27 protein-coding genes are annotated in these 25,701 nt (G+C 34.8%); 21 read left to right on the top strand and 6 right to left on the bottom strand.

Annotated elements, in window-relative coordinates; translation table 11 throughout:
- Positions 1-6 precede the first annotated feature (6 nt).
- Positions 7-1,740 carry a bifunctional metallophosphatase/5'-nucleotidase gene (locus tag XYLOR_RS04920; protein ID WP_036877487.1) on the bottom strand — a complete coding sequence of 578 codons (1,734 nt, stop codon included), beginning with the start codon at positions 1,738-1,740 and terminating at the stop codon, positions 7-9.
- A gap of 93 nt (positions 1,741-1,833) precedes the next feature.
- Between XYLOR_RS04920 and XYLOR_RS04915 the strand changes: the two genes are divergently transcribed.
- Positions 1,834-2,553, top strand: a complete 720-nt coding sequence (locus tag XYLOR_RS04915) for a J domain-containing protein (protein WP_036877483.1) — start codon at positions 1,834-1,836, stop codon at positions 2,551-2,553.
- A 22-nt stretch (positions 2,554-2,575) separates the two neighbouring features.
- Here the strand turns inward: XYLOR_RS04915 and XYLOR_RS04910 are convergent, their stop codons facing one another.
- Entirely contained in the window at positions 2,576-4,348 is a 1,773-nt protein-coding gene (locus XYLOR_RS04910) for an ABC-F family ATP-binding cassette domain-containing protein (protein ID WP_036877482.1), read from the bottom strand.
- Positions 4,348-4,950 (bottom strand): ribosome biogenesis GTP-binding protein YihA/YsxC, encoded by a 603-nt coding sequence (gene yihA / locus XYLOR_RS04905; RefSeq protein WP_036877480.1) that lies wholly within the window; start codon positions 4,948-4,950, stop codon positions 4,348-4,350. Before yihA ends, XYLOR_RS04910 begins: the two co-directional genes overlap by 1 nt.
- 74 nt (positions 4,951-5,024) lie before the next feature.
- Between yihA and recR the strand changes: the two genes are divergently transcribed.
- The 9 genes from recR (at position 5,025) to XYLOR_RS04860 (ending at position 12,837) form a co-directional block, all read left to right on the top strand.
- A complete protein-coding gene (gene recR, locus XYLOR_RS04900; protein WP_036877478.1) occupies positions 5,025-5,642 on the top strand; it encodes a recombination mediator RecR in 618 nt (205 codons plus the stop codon).
- A gap of 7 nt (positions 5,643-5,649) precedes the next feature.
- Positions 5,650-6,078 (top strand): hypothetical protein, encoded by a 429-nt coding sequence (locus XYLOR_RS04895; RefSeq protein ID WP_036877477.1) that lies wholly within the window; start codon positions 5,650-5,652, stop codon positions 6,076-6,078.
- A gap of 5 nt (positions 6,079-6,083) precedes the next feature.
- Entirely contained in the window at positions 6,084-7,283 is a 1,200-nt protein-coding gene (locus XYLOR_RS04890; protein WP_036877476.1) for a glycosyltransferase family 2 protein, read from the top strand.
- 703 nt (positions 7,284-7,986) lie between these two features.
- Entirely contained in the window at positions 7,987-8,565 is a 579-nt protein-coding gene (locus XYLOR_RS04885; protein ID WP_036877474.1) for a bifunctional nuclease domain-containing protein, read from the top strand.
- Positions 8,552-9,277, top strand: a complete 726-nt coding sequence (locus tag XYLOR_RS04880; RefSeq protein ID WP_036880720.1) for a 16S rRNA (uracil(1498)-N(3))-methyltransferase — start codon at positions 8,552-8,554, stop codon at positions 9,275-9,277. Before XYLOR_RS04885 ends, XYLOR_RS04880 begins: the two co-directional genes overlap by 14 nt.
- Before the next feature lie 6 nt (positions 9,278-9,283).
- Entirely contained in the window at positions 9,284-10,651 is a 1,368-nt protein-coding gene (locus XYLOR_RS04875; RefSeq protein ID WP_036877472.1) for a DUF4836 family protein, read from the top strand.
- Positions 10,651-11,295 (top strand): ATP-binding cassette domain-containing protein, encoded by a 645-nt coding sequence (locus tag XYLOR_RS04870; RefSeq protein ID WP_036877470.1) that lies wholly within the window; start codon positions 10,651-10,653, stop codon positions 11,293-11,295. The genes XYLOR_RS04875 and XYLOR_RS04870 overlap by 1 nt, the downstream gene beginning before the upstream one ends.
- Positions 11,292-12,491, top strand: coding sequence for a transporter (locus XYLOR_RS04865; RefSeq protein ID WP_036877468.1), 1,200 nt, complete (start codon positions 11,292-11,294; stop codon positions 12,489-12,491). The genes XYLOR_RS04870 and XYLOR_RS04865 overlap by 4 nt, the downstream gene beginning before the upstream one ends.
- A 13-nt stretch (positions 12,492-12,504) precedes the next feature.
- The gene (locus XYLOR_RS04860) at positions 12,505-12,837 is read left to right on the top strand and encodes a cupin domain-containing protein (RefSeq protein ID WP_036877467.1); all 333 of its coding nucleotides are present in this window, start codon (positions 12,505-12,507) and stop codon (positions 12,835-12,837) included.
- A 115-nt stretch (positions 12,838-12,952) separates the two neighbouring features.
- On the opposite strand, the gene XYLOR_RS04855 is transcribed toward XYLOR_RS04860, so the two are convergent.
- On the bottom strand, positions 12,953-14,185 hold the full coding sequence (locus XYLOR_RS04855) for a clostripain-related cysteine peptidase (RefSeq protein ID WP_169730551.1): 1,233 nt from the start codon (positions 14,183-14,185) through the stop codon (positions 12,953-12,955).
- Positions 14,186-14,229: 44 nt separating this feature from the next.
- Positions 14,230-16,869 carry a valine--tRNA ligase gene (locus XYLOR_RS04850; protein WP_036877465.1) on the bottom strand — a complete coding sequence of 880 codons (2,640 nt, stop codon included), beginning with the start codon at positions 16,867-16,869 and terminating at the stop codon, positions 14,230-14,232.
- Positions 16,870-16,987: 118 nt separating this feature from the next.
- Here XYLOR_RS04850 and mazG point away from each other — a divergent pair, with 118 nt between their 5' ends.
- The 8 genes from mazG (at position 16,988) to XYLOR_RS04810 (ending at position 22,735) form a co-directional block, all read left to right on the top strand.
- Positions 16,988-17,779 carry a nucleoside triphosphate pyrophosphohydrolase gene (mazG, locus tag XYLOR_RS04845; protein ID WP_036877463.1) on the top strand — a complete coding sequence of 264 codons (792 nt, stop codon included), beginning with the start codon at positions 16,988-16,990 and terminating at the stop codon, positions 17,777-17,779.
- A gap of 15 nt (positions 17,780-17,794) precedes the next feature.
- Entirely contained in the window at positions 17,795-18,412 is a 618-nt protein-coding gene (locus XYLOR_RS04840; RefSeq protein WP_051508876.1) for a lipocalin family protein, read from the top strand.
- A complete protein-coding gene (locus tag XYLOR_RS04835) occupies positions 18,413-19,327 on the top strand; it encodes a ribonuclease Z (RefSeq protein WP_036877462.1) in 915 nt (304 codons plus the stop codon).
- Between the two features lie 104 nt (positions 19,328-19,431).
- A complete protein-coding gene (locus XYLOR_RS04830) occupies positions 19,432-19,740 on the top strand; it encodes a hypothetical protein (RefSeq protein ID WP_036877461.1) in 309 nt (102 codons plus the stop codon).
- A 116-nt stretch (positions 19,741-19,856) separates the two neighbouring features.
- On the top strand, positions 19,857-21,290 hold the full coding sequence (locus tag XYLOR_RS04825) for a L,D-transpeptidase family protein (protein ID WP_154655668.1): 1,434 nt from the start codon (positions 19,857-19,859) through the stop codon (positions 21,288-21,290).
- A gap of 19 nt (positions 21,291-21,309) precedes the next feature.
- A complete protein-coding gene (locus XYLOR_RS04820; RefSeq protein ID WP_036877459.1) occupies positions 21,310-21,861 on the top strand; it encodes an RNA polymerase sigma factor in 552 nt (183 codons plus the stop codon).
- A 46-nt stretch (positions 21,862-21,907) separates the two neighbouring features.
- The gene (locus XYLOR_RS04815) at positions 21,908-22,285 is read left to right on the top strand and encodes a hypothetical protein (protein ID WP_036877456.1); all 378 of its coding nucleotides are present in this window, start codon (positions 21,908-21,910) and stop codon (positions 22,283-22,285) included.
- A 12-nt stretch (positions 22,286-22,297) separates the two neighbouring features.
- Entirely contained in the window at positions 22,298-22,735 is a 438-nt protein-coding gene (locus XYLOR_RS04810; protein ID WP_036877454.1) for a hypothetical protein, read from the top strand.
- Positions 22,736-22,744: 9 nt separating this feature from the next.
- Here XYLOR_RS04810 and XYLOR_RS04805 read toward each other — a convergent pair whose 3' ends face one another.
- A complete protein-coding gene (locus XYLOR_RS04805; protein WP_036877452.1) occupies positions 22,745-23,728 on the bottom strand; it encodes a GNAT family N-acetyltransferase in 984 nt (327 codons plus the stop codon).
- Positions 23,729-23,842: 114 nt separating this feature from the next.
- On the opposite strand from XYLOR_RS04805, the gene XYLOR_RS04800 reads away from it, so the two are divergent.
- The 3 genes from XYLOR_RS04800 to XYLOR_RS04790 are packed head-to-tail and all read left to right on the top strand — an operon-like array spanning position 23,843 to position 25,694.
- Positions 23,843-24,370, top strand: a complete 528-nt coding sequence (locus XYLOR_RS04800) for a nitroreductase family protein (protein WP_036877449.1) — start codon at positions 23,843-23,845, stop codon at positions 24,368-24,370.
- A gap of 2 nt (positions 24,371-24,372) precedes the next feature.
- Positions 24,373-25,158, top strand: a complete 786-nt coding sequence (locus tag XYLOR_RS04795) for a Rossmann-like and DUF2520 domain-containing protein (RefSeq protein WP_036877446.1) — start codon at positions 24,373-24,375, stop codon at positions 25,156-25,158.
- 17 nt (positions 25,159-25,175) lie between these two features.
- Entirely contained in the window at positions 25,176-25,694 is a 519-nt protein-coding gene (locus XYLOR_RS04790; protein ID WP_036877442.1) for a KdsC family phosphatase, read from the top strand.
- The last annotated feature ends 7 nt before the right edge of the window (positions 25,695-25,701 follow it).

Raw genomic sequence — 25,701 nt, 5'->3', positions numbered from 1 at the left:
TACCTTTTATTTAAAAATAAGTTCATAATCTCTCTTTATTGCAGGTTTTGTCCATGCTTCCGGCACAAAACGCCAGTTATTGTGAGCTTTAGGATCTAGTATGTTTTTAGAGTATTCAATCTCTTTCATCATGTAATATCTCTGATCTTTTTCGCTCTCGTATATTATCCTGCTCTTAAGAGAATCATGAGGTATACCTGCACCTTTTGTCAGCAGTTCTCCACCTCCGTTTCCTCTATAGCTATTCATAACTACTTTGTACCATCTATGTTCATCAAATGGCTGACCGTTGCTCATCTTTAGTATATGTACTTTTTGTCCATCAGGTTTAGTAACATCTACTTCGTAATCTATTCCAGCTGCACTATCAAAGTTGAAAGCCAGGTTCTTAAATCCAAATCTCTGTTTATCATCTTTCGTTGCTTCGCTCATAGCTATGATATGATCGTCAGGAGATTTCATAGTGTTAACCCATAAATCGTAACTCATTTCCAAATGTTTGCGAATTTCTTCTCCTGTCATTTTAAGTACATAGATTTGGTTCTCGTACTTATATAGATTGAACATATCACTTACGTATATAGGTCCGGCTTTTATGCATGTATCAAATGAAAGAGGTGCATTAAATGAAATCTCTGCACCAGAAATTCTCAATTGTAGATCATGAATATAATCTGTAAAAGCTGCACTGCCAAAATAGCAGTCTCTAGTGTAAATAGCATTTTTAAATGTTCCGATTCTTCTGTTTACAAATGCGTTAACGCTGTCTATAGATGACTGGAAATTTTTTACCATCTCATTGTCTACAGGTATATTTTCAATACTTTTTACATCACCAGTTACTTTCTTTTCTACAATCTTGTTATTATCGAATGAAACACTTATTTGGGCATCACTTACCAGATAAGCATTGCATGATGGATCAAGACATAAAACGTCTTTACCTTCTGGGCCTTTTACAATATTAGAGTGTCTTGCATGATCATGCCCATATAAAATTAGGTCAAAACCACTAACCTTTTTTGCTACTTCAATAGAAGCATCTTCATCGTATTTGTCTGTGTGTATTCCACCATCTTTACCTGAATGGAATAGACCGATTATAACGTCAGGCTTTTCGTTAACTTTAAGATAGTTAACCCAGTATTTTGCGCACGAAACCATTTCTTCAAATCTCATACCACTCCATAGACTCTCGTTAAGCCAGTTTGGAATGGCAGGTGTTATCATTCCTAAAACAGCAATTTTAACGCCATCTCTATTAAATATAGTATACGGAGATAAATATGGATTCCCTGTCTTTGTGTTTATTATGTTTGCACCAAGCATTGGGCACTTTACTTCTTTTATCCATTTGTCATATACAGAATGTCCTGTCTCGATATCATGGTTGCCGATAGTTTCAGCGTCATACTTCATGTAGTTAATAACTTCAGCAGCAACATTTGGGATATTTGGCTTGACATAGTTACAATAGTAACATGTAGGTTGTCCCTGAAGTATATCTCCATTATCCAGTAATAATAAGTTCTTACCGTATACTTTTCTTAAGTTATTTACATATGTACTAACCCTTGCCATAGAGCCAGACTTTGGCTTGCGTGAAATAAAATCGTACGGAAAGAAACTACCATGTACATCACTGGTTTCAATAACTCTTATATTTACAGTTCTTGTTTTTGTCATTCCGCTAATATTAAAACAGAGTACGCATAAGCACACTGTCAATAATTTCTTCATAATTTATAATATTTTATGCAAAGATATAAATTTAATTTAGAATCGGCATACAATTTGCTGCTATTTTATTAAAAAAAACTAGGAGATAATATTATGGCATTCATAGATTATTACAAAATTTTGGGAGTCGATAAGACCATTCCGCAGAAGGATGTCCGCAAGGCATATTTGAAGAGAACTAAGCAGTTTCATCCTGATTTGCATCCGGATGATCCTAAGGCTAAAGCAAAATTTCAAGCTCTCAATGAGGCCTTTGATGTAATAGGTGACCCTGACAAACGTAAAAAATATGACCAGTACGGTGAGCAGTGGCGTAATGCTGATGCATTCAGTGGTGCAGGTGGTAGTGGGGGTAGCTCAAGTCAGTGGAACTCGCAAGGTGGATCTCCGTTTGAAGGGTTTGATTTTTCTGGGTTTGGAAGCGGTGGAGGTGGCTTTAGTAGCTTCTTCGAACAACTGTTTGGTGGTAACGGAAGGCACAGACCTACTGGTTCACGCAGAAGTTCTTTCAATAGTGGTTTTGGTAACGAATATGGTCGCAGTAATACAGGTGAGATGAATGCAACAGTAAATATTGATCTATATACAGCTTTGCTTGGTGGAGAAATTATAATACAGATGGGAAATGGTACAAAACTCAAACTGAAAGTTAAACCTGAAACGCAGAACGGCACCAAGGTACGTTTACGTGGTAAAGGTTATGACAGAGGTGACAACACCATCGGAGACCTTATCATAACATATAATGTCAAGTTACCAACCAATCTCACTGAACATCAGAAAGAACTCTTACGACAGATGAAGAATGGATAGTAACTCGAAAAGAATTTATATGTCAATTTTCTATTTCTGATAATTCAAGCCAGCGCATACCTTTTTCATCAAGTTCATCTTTGATAATTGGTAAGCGCTTACTTTTTTCTGTAAGTTCTTCAATAGACAAGGAACCGCTGCAGAGTTGTTCTTCTATATCTTTTTGTTCGTTTTCTAATGCTTCTATTTCTTTTTCAAGAGAGGAAAATTCCTGTTTCTCTTTATAAGTCATTTTGCGCTTAGTGTCGTTGTGATAATCTTTCTTCTTTGGTTCCTTTTCTTTTTCAATCTCAATATTGTTGTCACTTTGTATACTGTCCCAAATCCTGTATTGAGTATAGTTCCCCGGAAAATCCTTAACCACACCGTCACCCTTGAATACAAGTAGGTGGTCTACTATTTTATCCATGAAATATCTGTCATGGCTCACTACTATTACACATCCAGCAAAATCTGCTAGATATTCCTCTAGTATTTGAAGTGTAACAATATCTAGATCATTTGTAGGTTCATCAAGTATCAGAAAGTTAGGATTCTTCATTAGTACCGTACATAGATAAAGCTTCCTTTTTTCTCCACCACTTAATTTGTATACATAATTATACTGTTGTTCTGGTGTAAATAAAAAGAACTGCAAGAACTGTGATGCTGATAGGTGTTTCCCATCACCGGTGTCAATATATTCTGCAATGTTTGTAATTACATCAATGACCTTTTGCTGTTCGTCAAACTTGAGACCATCTTGTGAAAAATATCCGAACTTTACAGTATCTCCTATAGCAATTTGCCCGCTGTCAGGCTGTTCAAGTCCAAGAAGCATCTTTATGAAAGTTGATTTGCCAGTACCATTATTGCCGACAACTCCCATCTTTTCGTATCTGGCAAAATTATAATAAAAATCATTTAATATAACTTTGTCAGGTCCCCATGCTTTTGATATATATTGACATTCAAATATTTTGCTGCCAATGTATACGCTCTTTGATTTTAATCTTATCTGTCGGTCTTCAATCCGTTGTTTTGCAACCTTTTCCAAGTCATAAAATGCATCTTCGCGTGATTTTGATTTATGAGCTCTAGCTTGTGGCATACGCCTCATCCATTCTAATTCTCTTCTATATATATTGTTAGCATGTTGTATTTCTGCACGTGTAGCATCAATGCGTTCCTGCCTCTTTTCCAGATAATAAGAATAGTTGCCTTTGTAAGTATAAATTGTCTGATTGTCAAGTTCCATGATAATACTGCAAACACGGTCCAAAAAGAAACGGTCATGAGTTACCATTAGCAGAGTCTTATTTCCTCGCGCCAGATACCCTTCAAGCCATTCTATCATTTCCAAGTCAAGATGATTGGTAGGCTCGTCCAATATTATAAAATCAGGCTCGGTAATCAATACATTTGCAAGGGCAACACGCTTTTGTTGACCACCACTGAGCTGACCCATTGGTTGATTTAAATCTTTTATTTTAAGTTGTGTGAGTATCTGCTTCGCTTTCAATACTTTATCTTCTTCACCTTTGTGGTTGAAGCATGCATCTAACACAGATTCTTCAGGATCAAATTTTGGTGACTGTTCTAAGTATCCAACTTTGAGATCACGTTTATAAATTATCTCACCATTGTCATAGCTTTCCCTATCAGTTAGAATTGATAATAGGGTAGATTTGCCTGTCCCGTTTTGTGCAATTAGACCTACACGCTGTCCTTCGGCAATACTGAAATTGATATTGTCGAACAGTAACAAATCTCCAAATGATTTTGTGAGATTCTGAACATCTAAGTATGGCGTCATTATTTTTTCAGCTCCTTATTTATTTTTTCAATATAGTCAAGGACTTCTTCACGACCAGTCCTTTTTTCAGAACTTGTCAGAAAATATGGAGGGAGCTCTTCCCAAGTCTCTTTCAATTTTTCCATGTAACTGCCAACATTCTGTTTAGCTTTTACAGCTCCAAGTTTGTCTGCTTTTGTAAATATTATACTGAAAGGTATGCTACTCTCCCCGAGCCATTCAATGAATTCAAGGTCTTTCTTCTGAGGTTCAAGTCGCACGTCAATAAGAGCAAATACATTAACCAGTTGTTCACGATTAAGGATATACGCATTAATAAGACGTTCCAATTTCTGTTGCATAGTCTTAGAACGTTTGGCGTAACCATATCCAGGAAGGTCTACAAGATACCATTCATTGTTGATTATAAAATGATTAATTAATAGAGTCTTTCCTGGCGTAGCAGACGTCTTTGCCAATCCCTTATGGTTTGTGAGCATATTTATTAGGCTGGATTTGCCTACATTAGAGCGTCCGATAAAGGCATATTCAGGTTTTGTATCGTTAGGACATTGCTGCAGAGTAGCGCTACTTATTGAAAATTCAGATTTATTTATATCCATAGTCTTTTATTTTTGTTTGCAAAAATAGCAATTTTAATTCGAAAATAAGTATATTTGCACTTTTAAATGCAATTATGAACCAACAATACCCTTCACTGCTACTTGAAAAGGCTGTAACCGAATTTTCGAAACTACCGGGAATAGGTCGGAAAACGGCCTTAAGGCTTGTTTTGCATCTGTTAAGACAGGATACAGATGATGTAGTAGGTTTTGCAAACTCGATAAGCACGCTCAAGAAAGAAGTAAAATATTGCAAAGTATGCCATAATATTTCGGATACGGATGTTTGTGCTATATGTTCTGATCCACGTAGAGATTCGCAGACAGTATGCGTTGTAGAGAATATACAAGATGTGATGGCGATAGAGAATACCCTACAATATAAAGGCTTATATCATGTGCTTGGTGGAATCATTTCACCAATGGATGGTATTGGTCCTTCAGATATTGAGATAGATTCGCTGGTTAGCCGTGTTACTGATGGCAACGTCAAGGAAGTAATACTTGCTCTGAGCAGTACAATGGAAGGGGACACTACTAATTTCTATATATTCCGTAAATTGGCAAAGGCTGATGTAAAGCTTTCTATAATAGCTAGAGGTATTTCTGTAGGTGATGAACTGGAATATACTGATGAGGTTACACTGGGCCGATCTATAATGAACAGAACACCGTTTGAAGGTAGAATATAATTTGATTATGAAAAAGACCAAGAATATATTGATGACTGAATTTTTCGGCTTTATAGCTGTAGTTTTTATATTAGTGTTACTATTCGAGAATGATATATTAGATAATGGCGTTTATGCGACTGAAAAGAATGCTGAATTTCTTTTAGTGTCTTTTATGGAACTTATTACCATTGCTACTATTCCTGTAGTTCTGCGCCTTTTTAAGTTCAAAAAAATATCCAGAGCTCTTACTTCGGATGAAGCTTGCGCGCCTGGTAAATTGCTGTTTTGGGGTACATTTAGGATTGCTTGTTTTGGACTGCCTCTTGTAGTTAATACTATTTTGTATTATCTGTTTATGAATGTGGCTTTTGGATATATGGCTATCATATTGCTTATATGTATGCCTTTTATATATCCAAGTATGGATAGATGTATAAGTGAAACAACGAAATAGAGTTCTTGAAGATTTCTGTTATTATAGTAAGTTATAATGTAAAAGAATATCTTAGCCAGTGTCTGGATAGTCTGTTAAAATCTTTGGACGGAATTGAGTCTGAAGTTTTTGTTGTAGACAATCATTCTAAGGATGGAACAATTCCTTTTATCAGAAAACGTTTTCATAGCATAAAGTATATATCGTGCAATCATAATATGGGGTTTGCTAAGGCAAACAATCTGGCAATTAAGCAATGTACAGGAGATTATATATTACTATTAAATCCAGATACTATTGTCGGCGAAAACGTTATACGTAAGGCTTTAAACTTTATGGATTCACATCCTCAGGCTGGAGGTGCAGGAGTAAGAATGCTTAAAGTAAATGGTTCTCCGGCTAAGGAATCCAGAAGAGGAATACCAACACCGATGACAGCTTTCTACAAAATGTGCGGACTATGCAACAGATATCCAGAAAGTAAAAAATTTGGTAGATACTATATGAGTTTTTTAAGTTGGGGAGAGCCTGTAAAAATCCAGATTATAAGTGGGGCCTTTTTTTTGTTGCGGCATTCGGCTATTGATAAAGTAGGTTTGCTTGATGAAGATTATTTTATGTATGGTGAAGATATTGATATTTCATATCGTTTGCTAAAAAGTGGTTATGACAACTGGTATTTGCCATTGTCTGTCTTACATTACAAAGGTGAGAGCACACGCAAATCGTCATTCAGGTATGTACATGTTTTTTATGAAGCAATGCTGATATTTTTTAAAAAGCATTATCGCAGTTTCTCTTTATTCATATCTTTACCTATTAAAACGGCTATAGTTTTTAAGGCATTTATAGCATTGCTAAATATACAGTTTAACAGGGTCAAGAAAATTTTAGGCTTCTTTGATTTCAGACATAATAAATTAGATGATCTGTATGTCTTTGTCTGCCGAAAGTCTTCTTTAGAATCTTGTAAACAAATAGCATTTAATAAGGGCTTGGATGCAAAATTTATAATTGGTGATGAAATCTCTGCGCCCAATGGATATCGGGATGTAGTAGATGAATATGCAGAGCGCCGTAATGTTTGCGTTGTTTATGATACTCATGGATATAGTTATGAGCATATGTTGCGAATTATGGCTAATAATGTTAATTGCAAAGTTGAGATGGGTACTTATAATCCGCAAACGCATACCATTATTACGCGAAATGAAATATTAAAATAATACCACAATACCACTTCCCCTTTGTTTATAAGTGTTTCGCGTATATACAAATACCACTTAACTGCCACTCAACTACCACTTTTTTATCTCATCAACTTTATCAGATATTTTTATGTGTAAAGTAAATCGGTAAAGGTCTTATAATTGTGTAAAGTATTTCAGTAAAGCTTTTAATAATTTGTATAGAAAATCAGTAAATATAACAATTAAATTGTATCAAGAGTCAGTTAAAAGTTTAAAAGCTATGCTAAAGGGTAAAAAGTAGGGCTGTTTTTATCGTAAAAGCTATGCTTTCACTAACCGAAAGCTATGCTTTTGCAACATAAGAGCTATGCTTTTGCAATGCCAGAGCTATGCTTTACAAAATAGAGGTAGATTTTCGAGTGGTATTTGAGTGACATTTTGTGGCATTATTTTTAATATTACAACTTTGTATACCATTGATATTAAATTGATTATGTATATAGGTGGTAAAGTGGTATTTTTATTTTAAAAAATATTGAATACCACATGACAAGTGCTTGATACAACAGAAAATGTTGTTATCATAAGATTCTCTACAGATTATTATTGGTATAACACTTATATATATTGTGAATATTAATGACTTTGAAAAAGATTTATTGCCGGCTAAAAAAAATAAAAATCTCCATTTTATTTTGTGTTTCCCTCAGTTTGCACTATCTTTGCACCTTATAAGATTATGAATAAGGTAAGGCTTAAATTTAAAGGATTATCTGAGATAGCCGGTAACGAAAAAATCGGCATAATCGTGCTTACTGATATGGTTGAAAAGCGCGAGATAACTGTCGTTTGCGACAAAAACATGATTTACCAGCTGGAACTAAGATTAAGAAAACTAGATGGCGTGTCAAAACTTTTGCCAGAAGTGCTGTGTAATGTTATAAAAAATCAGACGGATGTACTGATGGAAGTAATAATACACGATGTAGTTAATGGGCAATATGTTTCAACACTTTACAATCAGAAAACTTTGGATGCTGTACCCATAAGAATTTCGGATGCTGTACTGCTAACATTATTGAGTGATGTTCCTCTTTATATAGAAGAGAATCTTATGCTTAAGCAGAGCGTATCTTATGAATTGCCTGCCAATAATTTGGCATTACCTCTCAATACCTTAGATACCGACATGCTAAAAGAAGCATTGGACAAGGCCGTAAATGATGAAAAGTATGAAATGGCCTCATTATTGCGTGATGAATTAAGAAGACGTAATATGAATGCCGCTAAAACAGATAATGATAATGAAAGAAGTTAGATTCTTTTTTGTACCTGATGCTTCGAATCAATCGGAACTACCCGAAGAAGAAGCAATGCATGCACTTAGAGTACTGAGATTAAAATCTGGTGATGAAATGATGCTGATGGATGGTAAAGGTACTTTCTATCGAGCTGAAGTTACATTAGCTGCCACGAGGCGTTGTCTATATAATGTGGTAGAAAAATTACCACAGGAAAGACAATGGGCGGGTCGTATACAATTAGCTATTGCACCAACAAAGATGATGGACAGAATGGAATGGCTAGTTGAAAAGGCTACTGAAATAGGTATTGATGAATTTGATTTCTTAAATTGCAAGTTTTCAGAGAGAAAAGTCCTTAGAACTGTAAGATTAGATAAAATAGTTACTGCAGCTGTAAAACAGAGCCATAAGGCTTGGAAACCGGCTGTAGAGCAGATGATTACTTTTAAGCAGTTTATCGCTATAGACAGATCGGGCTATAAGTTTATTGCCCATTGTTATGAAGAAATAGAAAAGACAGAACTTTTCGATGAACTTAGAACGATAGATTTAAAGGATAATGACAGTGTTACAGTTCTTATTGGTCCAGAAGGCGATTTTTCTATCGATGAGGTTAAGTTGGCTATGCAGCATGGATATAAGTCTATAAGTCTTGGTAAAAGTAGATTGCGTACAGAGACTGCAGGTTTGATGGCTGTAGCTATGTGTCAACTTGCTCAAAAATAAAATACTATGAAAAAATATTCGATAATATTAGTTGGAGTCATAATGATGTTTCTGACATCATGTTCAGGTTCAGGTTATTTGAATGCTATACCTAGCGAGAGCAAAGCGTTGATAAGTTTCGATTTAGGTGGAATGGCCAAGTATGCGAATCTAAAAGGTGGCAATAAATCAAAAGCAATAAAAGACTTGTTGCATGTTAGTGATCCATCTGATTGTGGCATAGATTTGTCTCAGAAACTATACATGTTCATTTCTCCTGATGGTCAAGTTGGTCTTGATGCTAAGGTAGATGATGAAAGTGATATGGAAGATTGGTTCAACAATATGTCAAAATCAGGAATATGCACTAAAGTTAGTAAGAAAAGAGGATATAAATTTACTGTCTTGCATGGTAACTGGGTTGTAGGTTTTTCAAACAAAGCAATGCTTGTAATGGGACCTGCCGTAGGCGCAGCTCAAGGTGAAATACAAATGCAAATAGTAAAATACCTTAGCCAAGATGAGGATGAAGGTATTAAAAGTTCACCAATGTATGACAAACTTGACTCAATAGATTCAAAAGTAGCAATGGTTGCTAAGACAGAAGCCTTACCGTCTAAGTTTACAGCTCCTTTTGTGTTAGGAGCACCTAAAGATACAGATCCTTCAGAAATCCTCATAGCAGCAGCCATTACTGTTAATGGTAAATGCTTGAATATCAGTGGCGAATCTTTCTCATTTAAACCATCTGTAGATAAAGCTTTAAAGGCTGCAGCTAAGAGCTATAAGCCTATTTCGGGTAAATATATTCAGTCTATACCTAATGATGCGATGTATTCTATATTGATGAATGTAGACGGTAACAATCTGATTAATCTATTACGTTCGGATAAGGGTATGCGGGCAATGCTTGCAGGACTTAATGCAGCCTTGGATATAGATAATATGATAAAAAGTATTAAGGGTGATGTTGCTATCATAATACCTCAGTATAATGGAGATTCTCCAAATTTCGCGTTAGCCGCACAATTGGGAAATCATAATTGGTTAGCTGATGTTGGCTATTGGGAAAAGTCGTGTCCTCAAGGATCAAAGATAGTAGGTTGGGGAAAGAATGCATACCATTATATAAGTAAAGATGAAAACTTCTATTTTGGAGTGAGTAATGACAACCAATTATATAGTGGCAATATAGATATGTTAGCAAAAAATTCTGTGGCAAAGACTGCAAAACCTTTGCCTGTTGATATTCAGAATCAACTTAAAGGTAAAAAATTATGCTTCATCATAAATTTGGAAGCAATTGGTAAGGAAAAGCAAGAAATAAAAACAGTAACAAGTATATTAAAACCTGTGTTTGGCGATATTGAAGCCATCACATATTCAATAAAATAATGAATAAGATAGAAATGCATGCCGTACTTCCGCAAGTCTTTTCGCAACGGACAGATTTAAACTCTGAGATATGGCAGAATGAAGTGCTTTTTGAGAAAAACCACCTCTATTTAGTTGAAGCCGATAGCGGCAAAGGTAAGAGTACATTTTGCAGTTACATAATTGGTTATCGTAGTGACTATACTGGTAATGTAGATTTTGACGGTGTATCAACATTTGGTTTAAAAGTAAAGGATTGGGTTGAAGTAAGAAAATATCATATCAGTCACCTTTTTCAAGAACTTAGATTGTTTCCGGAACTTTCAGCATATGAGAACGTAGAGATAAAGAATAAATTGACAGGTTTTAAAACTCGTAAGCAGATTGAAGATTGGTTTGAGATGCTTGGCATCGGTGATAAATTGGATGCTAAAATAGGGCGCATGTCATTTGGTCAACAGCAGCGTGTAGCTATGATAAGAGCCCTGGTACAGCCTTTCGACTTTATTCTTGCAGATGAGCCAATTAGTCATCTGGATGATACAAACTCACAAATTATGGGTGATATCATGATGACAGAGGCAAAGGCTCAAGGTGCTGGTGTTATAGTAACCAGCATAGGAAAACACATGGATCTCAATTACGAAAAAACATACAGATTATGAATTTAGTTTGGAAATTATTACGTCAGCATATTAGCGTACCACAGTTTGCAGGTTTCTTTTTTGCCAACTTGTTCGGCATGCTTATTGTTCTTCTTGGCTTTCAGTTTTATAGAGATGTATTGCCTGTCTTTACTCAGGGCGATAGTTTTATGAAAGCCGATTATTTAATAATGAGTAAAAAAATAAGTACAGCAGGAACTATTTCGGGTTCTTCAAATACTTTTTCAAAGAGTGAAAAGGATGATGTAGAAGCACAAAAATTTACTAAGAAAGTAGGCGAATTTACTTCAACCGAATATAAAGTCGATGCTTCAATGGGCGTCAATGGACAGTCTGTTCTTAATTCTGAGCTTTTCTTTGAGAGTGTGCCAGATGGTTTTGTTGATGTTCCTCTTAAAGACTGGCAATATAAAGAAGGAAGTAAGGAAGTGCCAATTATTCTACCCCGTACATATATTAATATGTATAATTTTGGTTTTGCACAGAGCCATTCATTGCCAAAGATCAGTGATGGTCTTGTAGGCATGATAGATTTTTCTATCTTTATAAATGAAAATGGTCACCAAGACAGATACAAGGGCAAGGTGATAGGATTCTCAAATAGGCTTAACACTATTCTTGTACCTCAGAAATTTATGGATTGGAGTAACAACTATTATTCTGCCGGTAAGCATAGTGATCCTACACGACTTATTGTGGAAGTGGGTAATCCTGCTGATGACCATATAGCTAAGTATCTTGATAAGAAGGGATATGAGATAGACAGTGACAAGTTGGATGCCCAGAAAACGACATACTTCTTAAAGATGGTTGTAACATTGGTTATGGGTGTAGGTGTTGTTATAAGTATTTTAAGTTTTTATATACTTATGCTGAGCATATATTTGCTGGTACAGAAAAATTCTTCAAAGTTAGAGAATCTTTTGCTTATAGGTTATAGCCCCAATAAAGTAGCTAAGCCATATCAACTTCTGACAATAGGACTTAATGTGGCAGTACTTCTAATAGCATGGATAATATTGTTCTTTGTGAGAGAGTATTATATGGGAGTCATAGAAACATTATTCCCTGATATAGAAGAGGGTAGTATGCTGTGGTCTGTTGTCGTAGGTCTGATATTGTTCTTAATTGTAACTGTCATGAATCAACTGGCTATCCGTAGAAAGATAATACGAATATGGTATAGAAAAGACTAACACAATTATTATTATGATAATAGATTTTGAAAAGATAAAGGAAGAAGTTATACATAACTTCAAAGGTGGAGAAGGTGAACTTGATACACGTAATTTTGTTGATGAGAATAATAAAATTATGCTTAGCAAATTGAAGCCAGGCGCTTCAAGTGGTTACCATGTTCATGAGCAAAATTGCGAAATCGTCTATATAATTAGCGGAGAAGGCTATTTCAAGTATGATAATATAATAGAGAGAATAAATGCCGGTAAAGTGCATTATTGCCCAAAAGGACATGGACATTCTATGGTTAATGATGGTAGAGATGATTTAGTTTATCTGGCCATTGTTCCAGAACTTAGATAGGAACTTTACTCTTTATAAATGTAAATCCCGGTTCGTGTATAAATACAGAATCGGGATTTTTTATTTGATAGAGGATTGTATAATGAACTTTTAAGCTATTAAAAGCAAAAGCAGATTATTTAGATCCATCAATGTTGTGTGTTGCAACATACCATGATGTGTTAAGTTTCTCGTTGGCAATATTTATATTATTACTTAAATCAGAAATTGAAATACCAGAGAATGTCTTTATATTTATTGAACTCTTGCTATAATCTGAATAAAATTGTTTTGTATTGCAATGATAAGGAACTAGCTTATTTAGGGCGATTGAAAATTTAGAATATAGTTCTGTGTCTTTTCCACATAGACTTTTAACATAGTCACCCATATCATAATAAATTGTTTTATTTATACCATCAAGCACTTGAATTGTATCATTATTGTTGAAAATATATTTGCTATTAATTTCTTTCATTACAGATGCCATATCATCACATTCACTACAGTCTATTGCAGACAACGTACCATATGGGCTGGAATAGTTATTATAGAAATTATAGAATTCATTGCATATAGACTTATAATCAGGGTTACCAACAAGATATTTCCAGATATTGACATAGGGCATTCCGTAACTCATAATTTCGCATGTTGATGCTACCATATATTCAGTTATGTTTCTAAACCCATATGCTGTTTCCATATTTCCCATATAGCAATCATCAAACAAGAGATAGCGTAATTTTTTTATATTGGAATTTTGTATTGCATTTGCAAGTGTCTCATTCTCTATCTGATTAGGAATACCTCCGAATGCCCTTGTCAAAGGCAATTTATATGATGAAGATGAGAAGAAAGCTTTCTTTGCATTATTTGCACCACTTAAACTTTTCCATGCCGCAATACTTATCCAACCTATAGCGTGACTACCTATTATCATTGAATAGTGATTACCAGGAACTCTTTCAGCAACCTCATTTAGTATTGAAGAAATTCCGGATGTAGTATAATAATCTGGATGATCGTATCTTTTAAGAGTATCAAGTATTACAGAATCAACAATGCTGTTCTCTTTTACAAATTTTTTGTAATGAGCCTGAATAAGATCTGCAGAATAACTACTTGAACAAATATAAATTATTAATTTATCATTGCCGAGTCCACCATTACTTTTAATACCAGTAAGCATATCTTTTATATTTACCTTCAAAGCAGGGTAAAGATCACTCCATGGCATAAATACAAAAATAGTATTATCTGATTTTGCCGGCTCAACAACAATAGTATCAGAAGGATCTATCGAACCATTTGTGTCATTTTCTCCAGAACAAGAAAACAAAACTGTTGCCAGTAAAAATACTGACAACAGAATTATGGTATATTTGTTATTATTTTTATGCATGTTTATAACTAAAGTTTGTTCTTTAGTTCTGCTATTGATTCTTGTAATGCTGCAATTTTTTCTTCTGAATCACTTTGCTTCTTTTTCTCTAAAGCCACAACAGCTTCAGGTGCGTGCGATACAAAATTTCCATTAGAAAGTTTTTTCTTAATACCAATTAAGAATCCTTCCAGATGTTTGAGTAGTGCCTCTTGTTTCTCTATTTCTGAGTTAACGTCTATCATATCACCAAGAGGTACTGCAAACTCGTCAGTTCCAACCATAAAAGCAGCAGCATCTGCGCCTTTATCTGTAACAACAGTTATAGCTTTGAGGTTTGCCATCTTTGTTATTGTGCTTGTAAATGCCGAATAGTTATTCTGAGATACAGCCTGCAGTTCCAAAGCATCCTTAGGAGAGATGTTTTTTTGATTGCGTATTGTGCGGATATTAGAAACAATCTGTTTAACATTCTCTATGTCACAAACAAGTTTATCTTCTTCAGCGGTAGCTGAGTCTAGCTTTAGACACTCTCTCATTATTGATTCACCGTCTTTGCGCTCATAAATATTCTGCCAAAGTTCTTCTGTGATGAAAGGCATAAATGGATGAAGCATTTTAAGCAGTGAATCGAAGAAATTTAAAGTAGCGTCAAAGCTTGCCTTATCTATAGGTGATCCGTAAGTAGGTTTCACCATTTCGAGATACCAGCTAGAGAATTCATCCCAAAATAGACGGTAAACAACCATTAATGCTTCAGAAATGCGATATTTTTTGAATAAATCATTTACTTCGGCATTTGTTACTTTGAGTTTTGCTTCAAACCATTTGATTGCTATACTGTTAGCTTCCGGTTGTTTTATATCTGTAACTTCCCATCCTTTAACAAGGCGGAAAGCATTCCATATCTTATTATTAAAGTTACGTCCCTGTTCGCAGAGAGATTCGTCAAATAGGATATCATTACCTGCAGGTGCAGCAAGCATCATGCCCATACGTACACCGTCAGCTCCATATTTTTCTATTAGAGTTAGTGGATCAGGACTGTTTCCAAGACTTTTAGACATCTTGCGTCCCAATTTATCGCGTACAATTCCGGTGAAGTACACATGCTTGAATGGCATTTTACCTTTAAATTCATATCCTGCCATAATCATACGGGCAACCCAGAAGAATATAATATCAGGTCCTGTTACCAAGTCACATGTAGGGTAGTAATATTTAAACTCTTCATTATCAGGATTATTTATTCCATCAAAAACAGAAATCGGCCACAGCCATGAAGAAAACCATGTATCAAGGCAATCAGAATCTTGTTCAAGATCTTCTAATTTCAGTTCATTATTACCACTCTTTTGTCTTGCCATTTTTATAGCATCATCTGGAGTTTCAGCTACAACGTAACCTCCGTTTTTAGGTAGGTAATAAGCAGGTATGCGATGTCCCCACCATAATTGACGGCTTATACACCAGTCTTTTATATTTTCTAGCCAGTGACGGTATGTGTTTTTATATTTTGCCGGATAAAATTGAATTTCATCATTCATTACAGGAGGTAGGGCAATGTCTGCAAAATGCTGCATCTTAAGAAACCATTGAGTAGACAACTTTGGTTCTATAGGTACATTAGTGCGTTCTGAAAAACCTACTTTGTTGTCATAGTCTTCAATTTTCTCCATCAGTCCGGCTGCAGTAAGATCCTTTGCAATTTTATTACGTACATCAAAGCGATCCTCGCCTACATACAATCCGGCAGCTTCGCTTATAGTTCCATTGTCATTGAATATGTCTATAGTCTCAAGATTGTGTTTAAGACCTAATGCGTGGTCATTGATATCATGTGCAGGAGTAACTTTTAGGCAACCTGTACCGAATTCAATATCTACATAATCATCTTCAATTACAGGAATCTCACGATTTACCAAAGGCACAATGACATGTTTGCCTTTCAACCATTGGTTCTTTGGGTCGTTAGGGTTAATACACATAGCAGAGTCACCCATAATGGTCTCTGGTCGTGTTGTAGCAACAACAGCATACTTGCTAGGCTCTTCCACAACCATGTATTTCAGATAGTATAGTTTTGAATGTTCTTCCTTATATATAACTTCTTCGTCACTAAGAGCTGTTTTTGCCTTAGGGTCCCAGTTAACCATGCGGGCGCCACGGTAAATAAGTCCTTTCTTATATAATTCACAGAAAACATGAATAACACTTTTGCTACGTGTTTCATCCATCGTAAAAGCAGTACGGTCCCAGTCACAACTTGCACCTAATTTGCGAAGTTGCTTTAGAATAATTCCGCCATGTTCATTTGTCCAATCCCACGCATGATTTAGGAATTCATCGCGTGTAAGATCTGTTTTCTTTATTCCTTGTTCCGCTAATTTGTTAACGACTTTAGCCTCTGTTGCAATAGATGCATGATCAGTTCCTGGTACCCAACAAGCATTCTTACCTTCCATGCGGGCACGGCGAACCAGAATATCCTGAATTGTATTGTTCAGCATGTGCCCCATATGTAAGACACCAGTCACGTTAGGGGGAGGAATGACAATGGTGTAAGGTTCACGTCCGTCTGGTTTTGAACTGAAAAGCTTGTTGTCAAGCCAATACTGATACAATTTAGACTCCACTGCCCGTGGGTCATATTTAGAAGCTAATTCCATTTTATATTAATATTTTAATTGTCTGTGAAGTTATAATGATTATATTTTGATAAAAATCTGTGCAAAATTACTAAAATTCGCGGAATTTACCTACTTTTGCAGAAAGAAATAACTTAATATGCATACAAAAGAAGAAAAACTAGAGGCATTCGGACGTTTGTTGGATGTTCTAGATACATTAAGAGTAAAATGCCCTTGGGATAAGAAACAGACAAATGAAAGTCTTAGGGCAAACACAATAGAGGAGACTTATGAACTTTGCGATGCTTTACTGAAAAATGATAAAAAGAATATATGTAAAGAGCTCGGCGATGTATTGTTGCATGTTTGTTTTTATGCAAAGATCGGTAGCGAAACAGGCGATTTTGATATAGCTGATGTTTGCCAGCAACTTACTGATAAATTGATTTACCGCCATCCGCATGTGTATGGCAACGCAAAAGCCGAGGATTCAAAGACTGTATCTGAGAATTGGGAACAACTAAAGTTGAAAGAAAAGGATGGAAACAATAGAGTCTTATCCGGTGTGCCAGAGTCTCTTCCTACTCTAATAAAGGCATATCGTGTACAAGACAAAGCTCGTAATGTTGGATTTGATTGGGAGGATAAAGGTGATGTCTGGGCAAAAGTGAAAGAAGAACTTGGCGAACTTGAAGTTGAGTTGAGAAAAGAAAACAAAGAACGTTCTATGGAAGAGTTTGGAGATTTTCTTTTCAGTCTTATAAATGCAGGCAGATTGTATCATTTAAACCCTGATACGGCACTGGAAATGACTAATCATAAGTTTATTAGTCGCTTCAATTATATAGAGGACCATAGTATCAAGATAGGTAAACCATTAAAGGATATGACTTTGGGGGAGATGGATGCTCTATGGAATGAGGCTAAAAAAGCTGAAAAAGATAATTAACTAAAATATAATAGTATGAAACATTTGATTCTTTTATTTTCGTTTTTTGCTATAACGCTGTTAATCGTTGGTTGTGGTAGTAAAACGCAGAAAGCTTCTACGGACATAGATACTGTAAAAACTGATGATGTATCTTCTAAGGACAAAACGATATATGGAATATGTGGTGAAGGAACTGCTATGAATACATTACAGGTCATTACTGATAATAGCGATACTTTGGAAATATCCATTGCTGATGCAAAAGATAACGGAATGGTTCTTGGTGGATTTGAATGTGGTGACCGTCTTGCTGTAATGGCAAAGAAAGAAGGAAAGGAATACATCGCTAGTGAGGTTATAAATCTTAATACATTACTAGGTAGTTGGATTATGCCAAATCCTATAGACGGGAGTGATTTTGTAGGTATAAAACTTAAAGATGGTGGAATAGCAGAAAGTATAAATAATAATTCAACATTCTATAAGACATGGAGAATCTTCAACGGGAAAATAATCCTTACTGCAAATCGTGATGGTGGTGGAGATGAAGAAGAAACAGATACTTTTAGCATTAAAATACTGGGAGCTGATTCTCTATGCATACAAAATTCTGCAGATAAATTCGAATATTCAAGAAGCAATAAATATTAAGTGGAACCATTTAAAGTACATGTTTTAGGTTGTGGAAGCGCACTACCGACTCTTAGACATTCTGCATCATCTCAAATAGTGGAGATACGTGAGAAAATGTTTATGATTGATTGTGGTGAGGGAACTCAGATGCAATTAAGACGTTCTCGTATTCGCTTTACTAAAATAAGTGCTATATTTATATCGCATTTACACGGTGATCATTGCTTTGGACTTATTGGCTTAATTTCTACGTTTGGTCTGTTAGGACGCACTTCTCCTTTACATATATATGCTCCATCTGAATATAAGAAGGTGTTGGATATTGAGTTGGATATGTTTTGTAAACAACTAGGATATGAATTGATATTTCATCCTGTAAATACAACTTTAAATCAGGTCATATATGAAGATAAAAGTCTTACTGTATCATCAATACCACTTGATCATAGAATGCCTTGTTGTGGATTTATATTTGTCGAAAAACCAACTTCTCGTCATATTATTGGAGATATGATGAAAATATATGAAGTGCCTATCAGTCAGCGAAATAATATAAAAAATGGTGCTGATTGGACTACACCAGATGGTGAAGTGATAAAGAATGAATTTTTGACTAAGCCTGCAGATAGTGTAAGAAGTTATGCGTATTGTTCGGATACAAAATATTTACCGAACTTACACACATATATAAAAAATGTCAATCTGTTATATCATGAATCCACATATTCGGACGAATTTAAAATACTGGCCGCGAAATATTACCATAGTACAGCTCGTCAGGCTGCTTCTGTAGCTAGAGATGCAAATGCGGGTAAATTGATGCTTGGACATTATTCGTCAAGATATGAAAGTGAACAAGTATTGTTGGATGAGGCAAAAGAAGTTTTCCCAAACACAATCCTTTCGGAAGAGATGAAGACTATTGATGTTTAGTCATTTTTAGTATTTGTTTTTATGCGATTATTGTGCTTTTTAGTAAAAAAGTTTCGTTAATTCAAAACAAAATTTTAAATTTGCAATTTAATATAAAATTATGTATGAATAAAAATATATTACTTTTAATATTAACTGTAATAACTTCATTTTGCGTACCAGAAATAAGCGTTGCTGAGCCGTACAGATATGTTGAGATAAATGACTTTCAAGATGTGAATATCTCAATAACAGGTTCAAATGTCCATATTACTGGTGCTAATGGACAGACGTTATTTGTATATAATGTAGCTGGAGTATGTGTTGCTTCATTTCGAATAGAAGGGGCTGATAAACATTATGAATTAAATTTACAAAGAGGTTGCTATATTTTAAAAATAGGAAATACGGTACGCAAAATTTCGCTAAGATAGTTTTGAGACGTAATTTATATTGTATATTGATAATAGTTTTGTCAACGATATTGGGTAGTTGTAATAAAAAAACAGCGAACCCTAATAAGAACATAACAATTGATGCGTTTTCTAAAATGAAAATGCAAGGGTACTCTGTACGTTCATATCATATACGTGGACAGATTGACAGTTTATGCAAATATGATAAAGATTCAACTGTAACTGATTATCGTGTACGGAGTTATTATCTTAATAGAAAACCATTTTTGTGGATTGACCGTAATGGTATAGACAAGAGGGTAGATACTTTACTTGTGTACTTGAGTAAAGTAGAAGATATGGGTTTTACAGAAAAATCTTTCAGCGTAAAGAAAATTAGATATGATGTGGAGCGTGTTCGTCATTTGGATTTTGATAGCATAAATGATATAAATACAGTGCTGGCAAGATTAGAATATCGCCTAACTAAAGCATATTTAAGGTATGTAACGGGGCAACGATTTGGATTTGTAAATCCTGCTTATTTATTTAATAAACAGGATATATTAGAAAAGGACTCAAACCATATAAGTTATCGCAAGCTATATGATGTTAGGATGCAACATCCTGGCAAAAAATTCTTTTCTCTGGCGTTAAAGGAAATAGGATCGGGTAGTCTTACGATCTTTTTAAAGAAGGTACAGCCTACTAATCATCATTATTATGAGCTTAAGTCAAGGTTACATCAGGTGAATATACAATCAGAGCGACTTAAGATAATGTGTAATATGGAGCGTTATAGGTGGCGTGTAAAGCAAGTCGTGCCAGAAAATGGTAAATATATATTAGTAAATATTCCAGCTTACAAACTATATGCGATAGATGGTAGTAATGTATTGAGCATGCGCATAGGTTGTGGCGCACCAAAGACTAAAACACCTCTTCTGTCGAGTAATATTTTTCGTATGGATGTAAATCCAAGATGGGTCGTTCCTATGAGTATAGTAAAGAAAGATATATCAAGACATGCTGGTAATAATGCATATTTTGATAAACGTAATATGTTTATAACTTATAAGAAGACGGGCGAGAAAATTAATGTGGCAAAAGTTACAACGTCGATGTTATTAGGTGGTGATTATCGTGTAATACAAGAGGGTGGTGAAGGTAATTCTTTAGGTCGAATAATATTTAGATTCCCGAATAGCTTTTCTGTTTACTTGCACGACACCTCTAGTAAAGAGGTCTTTGATAGATATGATAGAGGTATTTCTCACGGATGCGTAAGAGTGGAACAGCCTTTTAATTTGGCTAAGTTTATTTTGGGAGACAATGATAAAAAACTCTTAGATAACATAAAGGCAGCAATGGGACTAGATGATGAAGGCTTAAAAAATGAAGATCTTAATAACGAAAATGTACCTAAAAAAAGAGTGAAGATGAGAACGGTAAATGTTAAGCCACAAATACCATTGTTTATTACATATTATACTCTTTATAAAGATGAAAGTGGTGCTTTTGAAAGTTATCCCGATGTGTATGGATATGACAGAGAAATATCAGATGCAATTAAACCTTTTATGAAATAATACGTCTTAAACTAGAATAATGGAACGATACGATGATGCACAGATAATACATATGCTGGAGGATGCTAAGACGCGTAATAAGGCATTTGAAGAAATTGTAAAGCAATATAGTGAACCATTATATTGGAAAATCAGGCGTATTGTATTGGTTCATGAAGATGCAAATGATATATTGCAAAATGTCTTCATTAAAATATGGAATAATATAGCAGACTTTCGTAGTGAGTCAAAACTTTCAACATGGTTATTCCGTGTAGCAATAAATGAAAGCATTGATTTTGTAAGACGGAATAAAAATCAGAAAAGTAATTTATTAGGTTCTGATGATGATTCTTTGGTTTGCAAACTAATGGCTGATGAATATTTTGATGGTGATGAAACGGAAGCACTATTACAGGAGGCCGTGAGTAAATTACCAGAAGTACAACGTGTCGTATTCACTATGAGATATTATGATGATATGAAATATAGTGAGATGAGCAAAATTCTAAAAACATCCGAAGGTGCTCTTAAAGCGTCATATCATATAGCTGCTAATAAAATCGCAGATTTTTTTCGCTCACAAGATTAAACCATCGTAATATATTTACGTCTATTATATAAAAAAGATGCTAAGAATGGAGAAGAATAAAAACATATTGGCAAAATTAAAAAAGAACAGGAATCCTTTTTTGGTTCCTGATAACTATTTCGAAGACTTCAGCAAAAAGATAATGGAAAATCTTCCAGCTGATAAAAATGATAATATTATCCATCTTGATTCTCACCGGTACTCGCTAAGACTGAAGATAATATCTGTTGCTGCTTGTTTTCTTTTAATATTAGGTGGGGCAGGAATATTTTTCCATTCCAGTTCTGGTAGTAATAGCAAATTACCAGAGTGTGGATCTTCTAAGGCTGTAAAGTTATCTTCAAGAGATAAATATATAGAGCAGGCAACTGATTATGCCATGATGGATAATCAAGATATCTATGCTTGCCTTTCTGACGAATAAATAAATATAGATATGAATAAAGCGATTATAACTTTAATTTTGATGCTTCTGAACATCAACTTATATGCACAGGAAGCTCCAGGACACAAGTTTTCTCCAAAAGAATTCATGAATGATATGGAGCAATATATTGCAAAGGATGCTTGTCTCACACCTGCAGAATCTGCAAAGTTTTTTCCTTTATATGAGGAAATGTGCAATAAAAAACGAGCTCTTTTTGATAAAGTTAGACAATTAGGCAGAAATAAACCATCTAATGAAGCAGGGTGTCAACATGCAATACAGCTACGAGATAAACTTGATTTGGATTTAAAACGTATAGAACAGATTTATCATAACAAGTTTCTTAAAGTGATGCCGGCTAGTAAAGTTTATGAAGTCATTAGGTCTGAAGATAAATTTCATCGTAATATGTTTGCACGTATGGCAAAACGTGATTGGAGAAAATAATAATTTATATCATTCTCTCCAAAGCCATGATAATATATTATTTATCCATGGAATAGAACACCTAAACCACCTGTTCGTACTTACGGGTTTACCGCCAAAACCGAGTATCATATCTTTTATTATGCTATTATGAAACGGTAGACCAACATCCATAAAGAATAAATGGCTATAATTATGTTCGTAAGCGTAGTTTAATGCGTTCCATAGTGTCATTGTATTTGGGTGTTGCATCGGAAAACTTTTAGAGCGATAGGCTGCATACCATAGATAGGCATTACCTTCAGAAAAAACAATAGCACAACTACCTATTATTTTTTTCTTGTATTTTGTAACTATAAGTTTCGCGTCTTCTTTGTCATCAAGTAATGCACTAAAGAAACTTGCAGGAGGACAAAATCTTCTTAATCTCATCTTGTAGAATGCTTTTGTCATTTTATAAAATTGATTGAAGTCTTCTTCACTTTCTACAGTAGATGCTGTAACACCATTCCTGATGCCAGAGTTTACATGTCTAATTATTTTTCGATCTGATAATAATTCTTTCGGCGATTTGCTGTGCAGAGAATTATGTATTTCCATCCATCTTATTGGAAAGTATCCGCATCTCTTCAACCATTTATATCCATACATCTTCTCACTCATATCGCTGATTTCTATATAAAGGCATCTAAACGACATTATGCGTGTTAACTTTATGAGCATGGCATAGAATAATTCGTGCTTATTACTGATGTTTTCAGAATAGTCACCTTCTCCATAAATTCTACATTGTGTATATAGATAAGGAGGAAACCATGCTCCTCTACGCCTAATTACAGCAAGAAGATGACACAATATACCATTAGTTTCCGATTTTACTACAATCATGTGAGGAAAATACCCTGCAGTCATTTCGTATATTCGGAAAAGTGACTTACTGTGAAAGAAGTTCTTATATTCCATTTCAGGCAAGTCTTCGCTATGATTATAAACACTAACAGATATATTTTTCATCTTGATGCAAAAATAATAAATCTTTTCTAAAAATACGTATATGTACATGTTATTTTGATTTAAATGGCTATCTTTGCTTTCAGAAAATATTTTCTAACTGTATATAATTAATTAATGAAAGAATTTAAAGATTTGGTTCAGGCTCGCAGAAGTCATAGAAAATTTTCAGATAAAGAGATTTCAGGGGATGACGTTAAAGCAATATTAAGAGCTGCGTTGATGTCTCCTACATCAAAAGGATGCCGCAAATGGCAGTTTGTTGTTGTTGATAACAAAACAGACATTGAAAAAATCGCGGATGCCAAAGAGCTTGGTTCTCAATTTTTAAAAGGTGCTCCTCTTGCTATAGTTGTTCTTGGTAATCCACTAGAAAACGACTGTTGGATAGAAGATGGCGCTATAGCTGCGATTTCTATGCAATATCAAGCAGAAGATTTAGGATTGGGATCTTGTTGGATCCAGATCAGGGCGCGTGGACTCAATGATGGAACTTCTGCTACATCTGTAATATCTGGTGTGCTTGATATACCTGAGCAATACGAATTACTTTGTGTTTTGGCTATTGGTCATAAGGCAGACGAACGTAAATTGCAGGATGAAGATAAACTGAAATGGGAAAATGTTCACGTAGATAAATTTTAAAGATGAAAATAGTTTTGATAGGAGCTGGTAATTTGGCTACTAATTTGGGAGTAGCCTTGTTATCTGCCGGACATGATATATTACAAGTGTATAGCCGTACAATGAAGTCAGCTTCAATATTGGCAGAGAAAGTTGGAGGTTCACCAACTAATGAAATAAAAAATATTAATAGTAATGCAGATATATATATATTATCAGTAAAAGATAGTATATTGTCGGAACTTATACCAGAAGTCTGCAAAGGAAAGGAAAAACGAATTTTTATTCATACAGCAGGTAGCGTATCAATGGATATATTCAAAGGTATGGCTTATCACTATGGTGTGCTGTATCCAATGCAAACTTTTTCTAAGGATAAAGAATTGATTTTTAATGACATACCCTGTTTTGTTGAAGCTAATGATAAATTTTCAGAAAGCTCAATTATGGAATTGGCAAACAGTATTACTAATATTGTATATAGATTATCTTCTGAAGATAGAAAACATTTACATCTGGCAGCTGTTTTTGCATCAAACTTTGTGAATCATTGTTATTCTTTATCTTCAGAAATATTGAAAAAACACAATATTCCATTTGAAGTAATTCTACCTTTAATAGATGAGACAGCAAATAAGGTGCATAAACTTTCTCCAAGTCAAGCACAGACAGGACCAGCTGTTAGGTTTGATGAAAATGTTTTGCGTAATCAATCTTTACTACTCAAAGGTAATCCACTTCAAAAAGATATTTATGACAGGATGAGTCTTAGTATACATCAGTTGGCTGAGAAAAATAATAAGAACTAATTTTAAACAGATATAAGATGATTAATTACGATTTGAAGAAAATCAAGGCTATAATCTTTGATGTTGATGGAGTGCTTAGTGCTGAAACGATAACATTACATCCTAATGGGGAACCTATGCGTACAGTAAATATAAAAGATGGGTATGCTATACAACTGGCACAAAAATCAGGATTGAGGATAGTCATAATAACTGGAGGGAATACAGACAGCGTAAAAATGAGATATCAGCATCTTGGCGTTGAGGATATTTATATGAAATGTGCTGTCAAGATAAGTACATATGAGGAATTCTTGAAAAAGTATAATCTTATAGACGATGACATTTTATATATGGGTGATGACATTCCTGACTACGAAGTTATGAAACGTTCAGGGTGCCCATGTTGTCCAGCTGATGCCTGTAATGATATAAAACGCATAAGCAAATATGTCAGTGACCGAAATGGAGGATATGGTTGCGGAAGGGATGTAATAGAACAAGTATTGAGGGCGCAAGGTAAATGGCTAAAAGATGAAAAAGCTTTTGGTTGGTAAAATTTAA

The sequence above is a fragment of the Xylanibacter oryzae DSM 17970 genome (assembly GCF_000585355.1).
In the GTDB taxonomy this organism is placed as follows: domain Bacteria; phylum Bacteroidota; class Bacteroidia; order Bacteroidales; family Bacteroidaceae; genus Prevotella; species Prevotella oryzae.
The sequence above is the reverse complement of the archived record's forward strand: the minus strand, read 5'-3'. Positions and strand labels throughout refer to the sequence as shown.

What these genes read in the sequence shown, in the direction of transcription:
- XYLOR_RS04880 (WP_036880720.1), top strand. Translation starts at nt 8,552, where the DNA reads ATGAAAGAAGTTAGATTCTTTTTTGTACCTGATGCTTCGAATCAATCG.
- XYLOR_RS04805 (WP_036877452.1), bottom strand. Translation starts at nt 23,728, where the DNA reads ATGAAAAATATATCTGTTAGTGTTTATAATCATAGCGAAGACTTGCCT.
- XYLOR_RS04865 (WP_036877468.1), top strand. Translation starts at nt 11,292, where the DNA reads ATGAATTTAGTTTGGAAATTATTACGTCAGCATATTAGCGTACCACAG.
- XYLOR_RS04915 (WP_036877483.1), top strand. Translation starts at nt 1,834, where the DNA reads ATGGCATTCATAGATTATTACAAAATTTTGGGAGTCGATAAGACCATT.
- XYLOR_RS04825 (WP_154655668.1), top strand. Translation starts at nt 19,857, where the DNA reads ATGAAAATGCAAGGGTACTCTGTACGTTCATATCATATACGTGGACAG.
- XYLOR_RS04875 (WP_036877472.1), top strand. Translation starts at nt 9,284, where the DNA reads ATGAAAAAATATTCGATAATATTAGTTGGAGTCATAATGATGTTTCTG.
- XYLOR_RS04870 (WP_036877470.1), top strand. Translation starts at nt 10,651, where the DNA reads ATGAATAAGATAGAAATGCATGCCGTACTTCCGCAAGTCTTTTCGCAA.
- recR (WP_036877478.1), top strand. Translation starts at nt 5,025, where the DNA reads ATGAACCAACAATACCCTTCACTGCTACTTGAAAAGGCTGTAACCGAA.
- XYLOR_RS04910 (WP_036877482.1), bottom strand. Translation starts at nt 4,348, where the DNA reads ATGACGCCATACTTAGATGTTCAGAATCTCACAAAATCATTTGGAGAT.
- XYLOR_RS04810 (WP_036877454.1), top strand. Translation starts at nt 22,298, where the DNA reads ATGAATAAAGCGATTATAACTTTAATTTTGATGCTTCTGAACATCAAC.
- XYLOR_RS04850 (WP_036877465.1), bottom strand. Translation starts at nt 16,869, where the DNA reads ATGGAATTAGCTTCTAAATATGACCCACGGGCAGTGGAGTCTAAATTG.
- XYLOR_RS04795 (WP_036877446.1), top strand. Translation starts at nt 24,373, where the DNA reads ATGAAAATAGTTTTGATAGGAGCTGGTAATTTGGCTACTAATTTGGGA.
- XYLOR_RS04820 (WP_036877459.1), top strand. Translation starts at nt 21,310, where the DNA reads ATGGAACGATACGATGATGCACAGATAATACATATGCTGGAGGATGCT.
- XYLOR_RS04920 (WP_036877487.1), bottom strand. Translation starts at nt 1,740, where the DNA reads ATGAAGAAATTATTGACAGTGTGCTTATGCGTACTCTGTTTTAATATT.
- XYLOR_RS04895 (WP_036877477.1), top strand. Translation starts at nt 5,650, where the DNA reads ATGAAAAAGACCAAGAATATATTGATGACTGAATTTTTCGGCTTTATA.
- yihA (WP_036877480.1), bottom strand. Translation starts at nt 4,950, where the DNA reads ATGGATATAAATAAATCTGAATTTTCAATAAGTAGCGCTACTCTGCAG.
- XYLOR_RS04885 (WP_036877474.1), top strand. Translation starts at nt 7,987, where the DNA reads ATGAATAAGGTAAGGCTTAAATTTAAAGGATTATCTGAGATAGCCGGT.
- mazG (WP_036877463.1), top strand. Translation starts at nt 16,988, where the DNA reads ATGCATACAAAAGAAGAAAAACTAGAGGCATTCGGACGTTTGTTGGAT.
- XYLOR_RS04860 (WP_036877467.1), top strand. Translation starts at nt 12,505, where the DNA reads ATGATAATAGATTTTGAAAAGATAAAGGAAGAAGTTATACATAACTTC.
- XYLOR_RS04840 (WP_051508876.1), top strand. Translation starts at nt 17,795, where the DNA reads ATGAAACATTTGATTCTTTTATTTTCGTTTTTTGCTATAACGCTGTTA.
- XYLOR_RS04815 (WP_036877456.1), top strand. Translation starts at nt 21,908, where the DNA reads ATGGAGAAGAATAAAAACATATTGGCAAAATTAAAAAAGAACAGGAAT.
- XYLOR_RS04800 (WP_036877449.1), top strand. Translation starts at nt 23,843, where the DNA reads ATGAAAGAATTTAAAGATTTGGTTCAGGCTCGCAGAAGTCATAGAAAA.
- XYLOR_RS04790 (WP_036877442.1), top strand. Translation starts at nt 25,176, where the DNA reads ATGATTAATTACGATTTGAAGAAAATCAAGGCTATAATCTTTGATGTT.
- XYLOR_RS04830 (WP_036877461.1), top strand. Translation starts at nt 19,432, where the DNA reads ATGAATAAAAATATATTACTTTTAATATTAACTGTAATAACTTCATTT.